We start from the raw sequence: 10,764 nt of genomic DNA, 5'->3' as shown, positions 1-10,764 counted from the left end.
CGGGTCGCGCTGGCCCGCGCGTTGGCCGCCGACCCCGAGCTGTTGTTGCTGGACGAGCCCCTGTCGGCACTGGACCGGATGTTGCGCGAACGGCTCGCCGTCGACCTCGCCGCGCTGCTCGGCAGGGAAACCTCGACGGGACTGGTCGTCACGCACGATCACGACGAGGCGTTCACGCTCGCCGACCGGGTAGCGGTCATGATCCGCGGCACGATCACCCAGGTGGACACGCCGGACCTGCTGTGGCGGCGACCGGTCAGTATCGAAGTCGCGGAGTTCCTGGGCTGTTGCAACTTTCTTTCCGCGCGCGTCCGGGACGGTGTGGCGTCGTGCGCGTTGGGGTCGGTGGCAGTGCGGGCGGACGACGGCGAAGTGCAGTTGGGGCTGCGTGCGACCGGGGTGCGTGCGCGGCGACCGGTGGACGACCGAGACCGGGACGTCGCGGTGACCGGGACCGTGCGGGAACGGGTGTACCGGCGCGATCATTTCCGGCTCGCCGTGTCGGTCCCGGAGGTCGGTCAGGTGGAGGCAGTCGCGCAAACCGCCGAGGCACCGGCTGTGGGCGAGCGGGCCGGATTGGTGCTCGATTCCGAGGGCGTGGCCGTCGTCGGGTGACGGGTGGGTGCCCGACCGGGCTCGCTCACCGCCTGGGCCGTTCCATGAAGTCGGAGTTCGGTTCGTCGAACCCGAATCGCCGGTACAGCTCGTGCGCATCCGAGGTGTGCAGCATCCACCGGAAGTTCCCGCCCGGACCGTCTTCGACCATCGTCCGCACGAGCCCAGCACCGATGCCGTGCCCGCGCGCTTCGGCCAGTACGAACACGTCCGCCAGGTATGCGCTGAGCACTCCATCGGAGAAGGCTCGGGCGAACCCGAGCAGCCGGCCGCCCGGGCGCTCGTACGCGGCGACGACGCGCCACGCGCCGTCCAGCTGGCGATCGAACTGCTCGCGGGTGCGGTTGTTGCCCCAGTACGCCTCGGTCGTGAGGAAGTTCCACACCGCGTCCCGGTCGACCCGCCGCAGGTCATCGTCGAACTCGTAGTCCATTGCGGCAGCGTAGGTCGCGATCGGCCGTCGGCGCGTCGGCTTTTACCGTGCGTCGGTGGCGACCAGCCGTACGACCTTCGCCAGCCCTTCGGCAACAGTAGCCACACCGTCCGTGCCAGGCCGGTGTCCCGCGCGACCGGAAGAACCCGTCGCCTGGCGAACGCGACGAGCGCGGCAGCCGGCTTCCGGAGCGGGGACAGCGGTGCGGCAGGATGTCGCCACGTGTCGACGATGCGGAGCAAGGGGTCGGTCGATGCCCCGCCGAGGACAGTGGCAGCGGCCTTGCGGCACACCCGCACGGCCGAGGACGGCCTGCGTGCGCTGGGCGTCCGGGGGCGGGTGAGCACGACGGCCGCCGAGCTCCTCGTGCCCGGCGATGATCTGTCGTTCCGGCTCGCGGTCGGTTGGCCGAGCCTGCGCAGCAGGGTCGTGCGGGCGGCTGCCGACGAACTGGATTCCGTGCTCATCGCTGGTCCTCTCCGGGAGATGCGGCACGACAGCGTGCTCGCAGAGATCGGGGGGTCGGACGGCGGTCGATCCACGTCGCTGACCGACTGCCTGCGGTGGAAGAGCCCGTTGGGGGTGTTGGGACGGACGGTCGACGTGCTGGTGGGCCGCCGGGTAGCGCAAGCAGTGCTGGCGTACCGCTTCCGCGCTGTCCGCGAGCTCGCCGAGTCGTGGGCGCAGCGGCCGATCGTGGTCGGCACCGCGCTGGTGCACGACGGGCGGCTTCTGGTGCAGCAACGGCGTTACCCGGCCCGCGACGCCGGACGTTGGGAACTGCCGGGTGGCCGGGTCGAACCGGGGGAAGGCGAACGCGACGCGGTCATCCGGGAATGCGAAGAGGAACTCGGCATCGGCGTGGTCCCGACCGGCCGGGTGGGCACCGACGTTCCGCTGCACAACGGGATGTTGCTGCGCGTGCACACTGCCGAGCCCGCGGACCCGACCGCCGAACCCCGGGCCGTGGAACACCGGGAGGTGCGTTGGGCATCCGCCGCCGAGCTTGCCGCGCTGGACTGGCTGGAAGCTGACCGCGTCTTGCTGCACTCCCTGCGGGAGCTGTTGGCCTGACAGCCGCGGCGCGTGCTGCGGTACTCGGCCGCGCAAGATCGGTTCGGGCCTGCTGCCCTGTGCGTTGCGCCCGAAGTCGGCTCTGTCTGTTGTGCCGGGAAATCGGCTCTGTCTGTTGTGCCTGGAAGTCGGCTCTGTCTGTTGTGCCTGGAAATCGGCGATGGCCGTCGAAAACCTGTTCATGAGATCCAGACTGGCGCCGCCGATCAGCGCTTCGCCACCATCCGAGCCCCATTGCACTCGAACTGGTGAACGAAGCGGGCGGGCCGATGCCGATGTCGACCCGCCCGCTTTCGCGTCATCGCAGCCCGGCGACTCGCAACGCAGCACCGAGCCTGCTGCTGGCCCGTTCCGCGGCCTGCCGCGCGCCCTTCTCGCGGACCCGCTCGAGTTCGCCGGGGTCGTCGAGCAACTCTCGCGCGCGCTCGCGCACCGGCCGCAGTTCCTCGAGCACGGCCTCCGCCACCGCATCCTTGAGCTGCGCGTACGTCGTCGCCGTCCGAGCCGCGGCGTAAGGGCTGACCCCGGTGCAGACCGCCAAGATCTCGATCAGGTTCGCCAACCCCGGCCGCTGCTCCGGCTCGTACCGCACGTCGCGCAGGTCGTCGGTCTTCGCCCGGTTGATCTTGCGCTGCGCCACGTCCGGCTCGTCCAGCACGAACACGACACCGTTCTGCTGCTGCGCCGACTTGGCCATCTTGCGGCCGGGATCCGCAAGATCCCGCACGCCGGCAGCCGCCCGGGGCACCGCGGCCGCTGGCACCGTGAACACCTCCCCGTAGGAGGCGTTGAACCGGCGGGCCAGCGTCCTCGCCAGCTCGACGTGCTGGTTCTGGTCGTTGCCCACCGGTATCTCGGAAGCGCCCTGCAGCAGGATGTCCGCGGCCATCAGCACCGGGTAGGTCAGCAGCCCGAGCCGTGCGGAGTCCTGCTCGGCCGCCTTCTCCTTGAACTGGATCATCCGTGCGGCCTCGCCGTAGCCGCAGGTGCACTCCAGCACCCAGTTCAGCGCTCCCAGCTCGCCGACCAGGTCGGACTGCACGAACACCGACCCCGGATCGATCCCGGCGGCCAGCAGCACGGCGAGGTTCTCGCGGGTGAGCGCGCGCAGCCGTTCCGGCCGGTACGGCAGCGTCATGGCGTGCAGGTCGGAGACGAAGTAGAGGTCGTCCGGCTCGCTTTCGGCGGCCCACCGGCGGATCGCGCCGAGGTGGTTGCCCAAGTGGATGTGGCCGGACGGGGTGATGCCGGACAAGCGGGTCACGATCTCTCCCGATGGTCGGGGCCGCCACCCGGGTCCGCCGCACCGCGCCGGTCGCCTGGTGGCGACCGATGCGCGTGCTGACTTCAGTGCACGACGAGCCGGGGCCGCCCTTCGGCGGCCCACCAGTTGCCCACGCGTGCGCAGGCAGCGCAAACCCGAGCGTCTGCATGGCCTGCTTCTGCATGGCGCATGCATACGCGGATGCGGCCGGTACGCGACATTTCGTGCACGTGCGGCACGTTACCAGAAAGGTATCGGCAACGGCCGTCGGGAAGGACTATCGTGGAATCATGTTCGTCGTATTGCTGAACTACACCGCTCCGCAAGCCGACATCGACGGCGCTTTGGTGGATCACTACGAGTGGGTTTCACGGCATTACGAGGCCGGAGACTTCATCGCCACCGGGCACCGGACCCCCGAACCCGGTATGCCGCTGACCGGCGGTGTGCTCATCGCACGTGCGATGTCCCGCGGCAGGCTGGAGGCCATACTCGCCACGGACCCCTTCGAGCTGCGCAAACTCGCCAGGCACGAGGTGATCGAGTTCCAGTCCTACCGGACCGTACCGGAGATGGCGAAGTTCGCCGACCAGTTCGCTCCGGCGGCCGAATAACGGATTTCGCAGGCAGCCACCGCGGTCCGCGCCGCGGCGGCGGGTCAATCTGACTTTTTCTTATCCTTTGACTGTTTCTTTGCCTTTTTCTGGGCCTTCTTGACCTCGGCTGCCTTTGCATCCTTGAGTGCTTCTCGCAATACCACGATCGGGCACTGCTTGCACGGCGGTTGCGAATGGCAGCATTTCCGCTTGACCTTGATCGTTTTCTTGCCCACGTCTGGTCTTTCCCCTGCCTGTGACCACCCGGCAGCCGGATCGGACGGCGTCAGCGTAGGTGCCGCCGGTCGGCCGGTGCGAACTTGATGTCGGCCGGGGGACTGTTGCTCTCGACACCTGCCGCCCGTTCGCGTCGGCAGGTGCCCTACGCTGGGTGTGGCCGCTAGTCGACAGCGCGCCGGGCCTTGCACCAGCGCCGAGCGCCTTCGGCCGCGTTCCGCCGAGCGGAGCCGGCCGCCCCGGCCCGAGCCCGGTGACGTGCGCGTGCGCAGCGGCGGCACAGCAGCCGCGGCAACGAGGTCGACGCGGCTGCGACTGCCCGACCCAGATCCTTGCCGAATCAGGAGAGCTCGCGTGCCCGCCACCAGCGTCGCCGAACCGAACCAGCAGGTCCGCACCGATCTGCGCAACATCGCGATCGTCGCGCACGTCGACCTCGGCAAGACCACCTTGGTGGACGCCATGCTGCGCCAGTCCGGTGCGTTCACCGAGCGCGCCGAGCTGGTCGACCGGGTGATGGACTCCAACGACCTGGAGCGCGAGAAGGGCATCACCATTCTCGCGAAGAACACGTCCCTGCGGCGCACGACCGAGGACGGCCCGGTCACGATCAACGTGGTCGACACCCCGGGGCACGCCGACTTCGGCGGTGAGGTCGAACGCGGGCTGTCCATGGTCGACGGCGTGGTCCTGCTCGTCGACGCGAGCGAAGGCCCGCTGCCGCAGACCCGCTTCGTGCTGCGCAAGACGCTGGCGGCGAAGCTGCCGGTGATCCTGGTGGTGAACAAGGTCGACCGCCCGGACGCGCGCTGCTCCGAGGTCGTCGAGGAAGTCCACGACCTGCTGCTGGAACTGGCCTCCGAGCTCGACGACGGCGAGGGCGCCGTCGACATGGACGCGATCCTCGACCTGCCGGTGATCTACGCGTCGGCGCGCGCAGGCCGGGCGAGCCGCACCGCGCCGGTGGATGGTGAGCTGCCCGCCGACGAGAACCTCGACTCGCTGTTCGACACGCTGATGTCGCACGTGCCCGCGCCGATCGGCGACGTCGAAGCTCCGCTGCGGGCGCTGGTGACCAACCTCGACGCCTCCTCCTTCCTGGGGCGCATCGCGCTGTGCCGCATCCACGCGGGCACCTTGCGCAAGGGCGAAACGGTCGGCTGGTGCCGCGAGGACGGCACGGTGCAGAAGGTCCGGATCACCGAACTGCTGGTCACCCAGAACCTGGACCGGGTCCCGGCGACCGAGGCGTACGCGGGCGACCTGGTGGCGATCGCAGGCATCCCGGACATCACCATCGGCGACACCCTCGCCGCTCCCGACGACCCGCAGCCGCTGCCGCGGATCACCGTGGACGACCCGGCCATCTCGATGACCTTCGGCGTGAACACGTCCCCGCTGACCGGCCGCAACGGCGGAACCAAGGTCACTGCGCGGCAGGTCAAGAGCCGGCTGGACGCGGAGCTGATCGGCAACGTCAGCATGAACGTGGTGCCGACCGAGCGCCCGGACACCTGGGAGGTGCAGGGCCGCGGCGAGCTCGCGCTGGCGGTGCTGGTGGAGAACATGCGCCGGGAGGGCTTCGAGCTCACCGTCGGCAAACCGCAGGTGGTCACCAAGACCATCGACGGCCAGCTGTGCGAGCCGTTCGAGCGGCTGACCATCGACGCTCCCGAGGAGTACATGGGCGCGCTCACCCAGCTGCTGGCCGCGCGCAAGGGCCGGATGGAGACCGTGGACGGCCACGGCACCGGCCGGATCAAGCTGGACTACGTGATCCCGGCCCGCGGGCTGATCGGTTTCCGCACCGACTTCCTCACCGAGACCCGCGGCACCGGCATCGCGAACCACGTCTTCGAGGGCTACTTCCCGTGGGTGGGCGAGTTGCGCACGCGCAACAGCGGCTCGCTGGTCGCGGACCGCTCCGGGCCGGTGACCACCTACGCGATGCTGCAGCTCGCGGACCGCGGCACGTTCTTCGTGGAGCCGGGTGCCGAGGTGTACGAGGGCATGGTCGTGGGGGAGAACCCGCGCGCCGAGGACCTCGACATCAACGTCACCAAGGAGAAGAAGCTCACGAACATGCGCTCGGCCGCGGGTGAGGAGCTGGAGCGGCTGGCCCGCCCGCGCACGCTGGGCCTGGAAGAGGCGCTGGAGTTCTGCTCCGCCGACGAGTGCGTCGAGGTCGGTCCGTCGGCGGTCCGGGTCCGCAAGGTGGTGCTGGACGCCACCACCCGCGGCCGCGAGCGTTCGCGCGCGAAGGCGCGGGACCAGGGCTGAGCCGCGGGGAATCCCGGCTGCGAGGCTGAACGGACGCCCAGCGGTCCCACCCCGGTGTCGAATGAGGTGCGGACGCGCGGAACCATGAGTCTTTCCGCGCGTCCCCCGATGGGGCGCATCGCGCCGCCCGCGAGACGGCCTGGGGAACGAGGGGAGGTTCGGCAGCGTGCACCAGGGTCGACGGCCGCGCACCGTGATCTGTCTGCTGGTTGCGATCGGGAGCATGGTGGCGGCTTGCACCAACGCACCACCGCCGCCGCTGGTCGAACCGCCCGCGCCGGGTCCGCCGCCTGCGCGGCAGCCGATGCCGACGGAGGTGGTCGTCGGGGTGGATTCGCTCGAGGGCGGCTTCAACCCGCACGCGCTGGCCGACCTGTCGCCGACCAGTTCGGCGTTGTCCAGCCTGATGCTGCCGTCGGTGTTCCGGCCGGCCGCGGACGGCAGCAGGCGGCTGGACAGCACGCTGATGGAGTCGGCCGAGGTCGTTCCGGGCGCGGACAAGTTCACGGTGCGCTACCGCATCCGCAAGGAAGCCGCCTGGTCCGACGGTGCGCCGATCGCGGCTGAGGACTTCTTGTACCTGTGGGAGCAGTTGCGCTCCCAGCCCGGGGTGTCCGACCCGGCCGGTTACCAGTTGATCGACGATGTCGCCTCGCGCGACGGCGGCAAGACCGTGGACGTGAGCTTCGAGCGCCCGTACCCGGGCTGGCAGAGCCTGTTCACGAACCTGCTGCCCGCGCATCTGCTGCGGGACGCGCCGCGCGGCTGGGCGACCGCGCTGGACAGCGGTTACCCCGCCTCCGGTGGTCCGTTCGCGATCAAGCAGGTGGACAAGCAGCGCGGCGAGATCATCCTGGAGCGCAACGACCGCTTCTGGGGCCCGCCCGCGGTTTCCGACCGGATCGTGCTGCGCGCCAGCGATCAGGCCGCTCAGGTCGCCGCGCTGCGCAGCGGGGACAGTCACTTGGCGGTGTTCGGCGCGGATGCGGCGACGATGGCCTCGCTGCGTGAAATGGGTTCGTCGGTGCAGGTCAGCACGGTTCCCCGGCCGGCGACTATGCAGGTGCTGCTGCGGCCGACGAGCGCGCAGCTGGCGGATGAGCGCGTGCGGAACGGGGTGCTCGCGGGCCTGGACCGGCAGGCGCTGATCGATGTGGGAACCGGCGGCGGTCCTGGTGACCAGTTGCCGGCGCACGCGCAGGTGCTGGCCCCGTCGGAACCGGGCTACAAGCCGACCGAGCCGCCGGGCGCGTTCGCCGACCGCCCGGATCCGGAGCGGCTGCAGCAGTCGTTGACCGATGCCGGGTACGAGCACGTCGCGGGCGCGTGGATGAAGGACGGCCGGCCGCTGAACCTGGTGATCGCCGCGCCGTTCGAGCACGAGCAGTACATCAAGATCGCCGAGGCGGCGGCCGCGCAGCTGCGTGCGCAGGACGTGCAGGCGACCGTGGTCACCCCGACCGGCGACCAGCTGTTCGGCGAGATGCTGCCGAAGAACCCGCTGTCCGCGGAGCCGGGGGCGAGCCAGGTGGACATGGCGGTTGCTCCGCGTCCGGCCGATGGTGATCCGGCGGCGATGATGGCCGCCTCCTACGGCTGCCCGGGCGTCGACTCGGACGAGCAGCCGTTCCCGTTCAACCCGACCGGGTTCTGCGATCCGTTGCTGCAGCCGACGATCGAGGCGGCGCTCAGCGGTGCGATGCCGTTCCCGGAGGCTTCGGCGAAGGTCGAGTCGGTGCTGTGGTCGCGGGCGGTGGCGTTGCCGCTGTACCAGCAGGCGCAGGTCCTGGTGTCCGGCCGGGAAGTGCGCGGGGTGCAGCAGGGCAACGGGCTGGCCGGGCCGTTCTCCACCGCCGCGCAGTGGCGGGGAACGCCCAGCGAGAACGACGGCTATTAATATCAAGTGATCTCGCCGCCTGATCGAATGAAGTTGATCGAAGGTGATTGACAATCGCCGGGCGGCGTTCGACCAGCGCGCCGGGCCGTTTAGGCTGGCGCCGTGACGCTGACGGCTCCACCCGGGTTGTTGCTGGTACACGCGCATCCGGACGACGAGACCCTCTGGACCGGCGGGACGATCGCTCGCTACGCGGCGCGCGGGGTGCAGGTCACCGTGGTGACTTGCACGCTCGGGGAAGAGGGCGAGGTCATTCCGGAGAGCTTGCGCGGGCTGGCCTCCGATCGGGCGGACCAGCTCGGCGGCTACCGCGTCGGCGAGCTGCGCGCGGCCTGCGCGGCGCTGCGGGTGGCCGACCACCGGTTCCTCGGCGGGATAGGGCGTTGGCGGGACTCCGGGATGCTGTGGGAGGAACCGGGCCGGGCCGGCGCGCTGCCCGCTGCGCATCCGCGGGCGTTCGCGGCCGGTGATCGCGATGCGCAGGTCGGCTCGCTGGCCGAGATCCTCCGCGAAGTCCGGCCCCAAGTCGTGGCCACCTACGCCGCAGACGGCGGCTACGGGCACCCCGATCACGTCCGCGCGCACGAGATCACCATGGCCGCTGCCGAGCAGGTCCCGGACGTGCTGCGGGTGTTCCACGCGGTGCCATCGCGCGGCCGCCTCGAGGCCGGGTTGAAGGCGTTGGCCGATGTCGAGGCGTTGCCGTTCGAGCGCCCGTCGGTCGACGAACTTCCCAGCGTTGCGGACGAGTCGATCAGCACCGTGATCGACATCGAGGACCAGCTCGCTGCCAAGATCCGCGCGTTGCGCGCGCACCGCACGCAGGTCGAGCTGTGGCTGGACGAGTGGGACAACGGCGCGGGCGTGGGCGCCTACGCGCTGTCGAACGGGGTCGCGCAGCCGCTTTCCAGCACCGAGCACTACGTGCTGGCCACCGGTGATCCGCAGGGCAGCGAGCGGGACCTGTTCGGCGGGCTCGGCGTCAGCGGAGCGGAACCGGTGGAGTCGCGGTGACGCTCTTCGACCGGGTGCTGTTCGGGTTCCTGCTGCTGGACACGGTGCTGTTGGCGCTGGTGGAGCTGTTCTACCTGCCGTCCTGGATCGGCGAGGTGCAGTTCCCGATCACCACGGCGGTGGCCGCGGTGACGACTCCGCTGCTGGTCGCGGCTTGCGGCCGGCTTGCACCGCGCCGGAGCGTCGCGGGTGCGCCGCTGGTGCTGTGGTTCGCCACGATCTTCGTGTTCGGGCTGTTCGGGCCGGGCGGTGACGTGATGCTGCTCGGCGATGACTGGCGGACGTTGCTGCTGGTCTTCTCGGGCACGCTGCCCTCGGCGCTGATGCTCGGCATCGTGCTCGGCAAGCAGGCCGCCGGGCGGTGAAGGCGGCCAGGTGGTGAAGGCCGCTGCGTGGGTGTGTCGAACAGCACTCGCGGGCGTGCCACTGCGGTGAATCCGCGCGCTCGCGACGCGTCCGCGCGGTGCGGAGCCCCTGTTTTCACCAGCGACGACGGCTCGCGGCAAGGCGTGCGACGGGCCGCTGCACCCGCCTGCGGACGCGCGATCTTGCGACGTTTACCGCCTAGTACTCCCCGTCGTATGGTCGAAAACGGTGCCCGCGCTGTGGGACCGCTTAGTCTCCCGAACCGGGCACGGGGGATACTGTCAGCAGCCGGGTGGGAACGTCTGGCCCGGATCGGAACAAGCAGGAGAGCAACCGTGACCTACGTGATCGCCGAGCCCTGCGTCGACGTGCTCGACAAGGCATGCATCGAGGAATGCCCTGTCGACTGCATCTACGAGGGCGGGCGGATGCTCTACATCCACCCCGATGAGTGCGTCGACTGCGGTGCTTGCGAACCGGTTTGCCCGGTGGAGGCCATCTACTACGAGGACGACGTGCCGGACGAGTGGGGTGCTTACACCAAGGCCAACGTCGACTTCTTCGACGAGCTCGGTTCGCCCGGCGGTGCCGCCAAGGTCGGCAAGATCAACAAGGACGTCGAGCCGGTCACCAGCCTGCCCCCGCAGGGAGAATGACCGCCGAGCCGACTCCGGCGGGCGAGCCGCCGCACCGGCGCGGCCCGGAGCTGCCGGACTTCCCATGGGATTCGCTCGCCGCGGCCACCGCGCGCGCCAAGGCGCACGCCGGTGGCCTGGTGGACCTGTCGGTGGGCACGCCGGTCGATCCGGTGCCGGAGCCGCTGCGCGCGGCGCTGGCCTCGGTTTCCGATGTCCCCGGCTACCCGGCCACGCACGGGACGCCGGAGCTGCGCCGCGCGGCCGCGGCGGCGCTGTCCCGGCGGCACGGCGTGACCGTTCCCGAGGAAGCGGTGCTGCCGACGATCGGCTCGAAGGAGCTGGTCGCCTGG

Annotated in this window: 11 protein-coding genes and 1 pseudogene; 9 read left to right on the top strand and 3 right to left on the bottom strand. The window is 70.3% G+C overall.

Features of this window, described 5'->3' with window-relative positions:
* A partial coding sequence (locus IJH84_RS00120; RefSeq protein ID WP_295138673.1) for a TOBE domain-containing protein occupies positions 1-615 on the top strand: 615 nt, incomplete at its 5' end.
* 25 nt (positions 616-640) lie between these two features.
* On the opposite strand, the gene IJH84_RS00115 is transcribed toward IJH84_RS00120, so the two are convergent.
* Positions 641-1,048 (bottom strand): GNAT family N-acetyltransferase, encoded by a 408-nt coding sequence (locus tag IJH84_RS00115; RefSeq protein ID WP_295138670.1) that lies wholly within the window; start codon positions 1,046-1,048, stop codon positions 641-643.
* A gap of 231 nt (positions 1,049-1,279) precedes the next feature.
* On the opposite strand from IJH84_RS00115, the gene IJH84_RS00110 reads away from it, so the two are divergent.
* On the top strand, positions 1,280-2,122 hold the full coding sequence (locus tag IJH84_RS00110) for an NUDIX domain-containing protein (RefSeq protein ID WP_295138676.1): 843 nt from the start codon (positions 1,280-1,282) through the stop codon (positions 2,120-2,122).
* A gap of 298 nt (positions 2,123-2,420) precedes the next feature.
* Here the strand turns inward: IJH84_RS00110 and trpS are convergent, their stop codons facing one another.
* Positions 2,421-3,386, bottom strand: coding sequence for a tryptophan--tRNA ligase (gene trpS / locus IJH84_RS00105; RefSeq protein ID WP_295138667.1), 966 nt, complete (start codon positions 3,384-3,386; stop codon positions 2,421-2,423).
* Positions 3,387-3,676: 290 nt separating this feature from the next.
* Between trpS and IJH84_RS00100 the strand changes: the two genes are divergently transcribed.
* Positions 3,677-4,000: a YciI family protein gene (locus tag IJH84_RS00100; protein WP_200073269.1), complete on the top strand. Its 324-nt coding sequence runs from the start codon at positions 3,677-3,679 to the stop codon at positions 3,998-4,000.
* 44 nt (positions 4,001-4,044) lie between these two features.
* Here the strand turns inward: IJH84_RS00100 and IJH84_RS00095 are convergent, their stop codons facing one another.
* On the bottom strand, positions 4,045-4,218 hold the full coding sequence (locus tag IJH84_RS00095; RefSeq protein WP_200073270.1) for a hypothetical protein: 174 nt from the start codon (positions 4,216-4,218) through the stop codon (positions 4,045-4,047).
* A gap of 355 nt (positions 4,219-4,573) precedes the next feature.
* Here IJH84_RS00095 and typA point away from each other — a divergent pair, with 355 nt between their 5' ends.
* The 6 genes and pseudogenes from typA to IJH84_RS00065 form a co-directional block, all read left to right on the top strand.
* Positions 4,574-6,499, top strand: coding sequence for a translational GTPase TypA (typA, locus tag IJH84_RS00090; protein WP_295138660.1), 1,926 nt, complete (start codon positions 4,574-4,576; stop codon positions 6,497-6,499).
* Between the two features lie 223 nt (positions 6,500-6,722).
* Entirely contained in the window at positions 6,723-8,396 is a 1,674-nt protein-coding gene (locus IJH84_RS00085; RefSeq protein ID WP_200073272.1) for an ABC transporter family substrate-binding protein, read from the top strand.
* A gap of 102 nt (positions 8,397-8,498) precedes the next feature.
* Positions 8,499-9,410 carry an N-acetyl-1-D-myo-inositol-2-amino-2-deoxy-alpha-D-glucopyranoside deacetylase gene (mshB, locus tag IJH84_RS00080; RefSeq protein WP_295138657.1) on the top strand — a complete coding sequence of 304 codons (912 nt, stop codon included), beginning with the start codon at positions 8,499-8,501 and terminating at the stop codon, positions 9,408-9,410.
* Complete coding sequence (locus IJH84_RS00075) at positions 9,407-9,775, top strand: hypothetical protein (RefSeq protein WP_200073274.1); 369 nt, start codon at positions 9,407-9,409, stop codon at positions 9,773-9,775. The genes mshB and IJH84_RS00075 overlap by 4 nt, the downstream gene beginning before the upstream one ends.
* 336 nt (positions 9,776-10,111) lie before the next feature.
* Complete coding sequence (gene fdxA, locus IJH84_RS00070; protein ID WP_295138651.1) at positions 10,112-10,432, top strand: ferredoxin; 321 nt, start codon at positions 10,112-10,114, stop codon at positions 10,430-10,432.
* Positions 10,429-10,764: pseudogene (locus tag IJH84_RS00065) on the top strand (succinyldiaminopimelate transaminase); the annotation flags it as partial. The gene fdxA and the pseudogene IJH84_RS00065, both read left to right, overlap by 4 nt.

Origin of the sequence: Saccharopolyspora sp. (assembly GCF_017434145.1) — a bacterium.
GTDB classification, from domain to species: Bacteria; Actinomycetota; Actinomycetes; order Mycobacteriales; family Pseudonocardiaceae; genus Saccharopolyspora_C; species Saccharopolyspora_C galaxeae.
This window is presented reverse-complemented; position numbering and strand designations above follow the sequence as displayed.

Coding starts and splice junctions, on each gene's coding strand:
- IJH84_RS00110 (WP_295138676.1), top strand. CDS start 1,280: ATGCGGAGCAAGGGGTCGGTCGATGCCCCGCCGAGGACAGTGGCAGCG.
- IJH84_RS00115 (WP_295138670.1), bottom strand. CDS start 1,048: ATGGACTACGAGTTCGACGATGACCTGCGGCGGGTCGACCGGGACGCG.
- IJH84_RS00100 (WP_200073269.1), top strand. CDS start 3,677: ATGTTCGTCGTATTGCTGAACTACACCGCTCCGCAAGCCGACATCGAC.
- IJH84_RS00085 (WP_200073272.1), top strand. CDS start 6,723: ATGGTGGCGGCTTGCACCAACGCACCACCGCCGCCGCTGGTCGAACCG.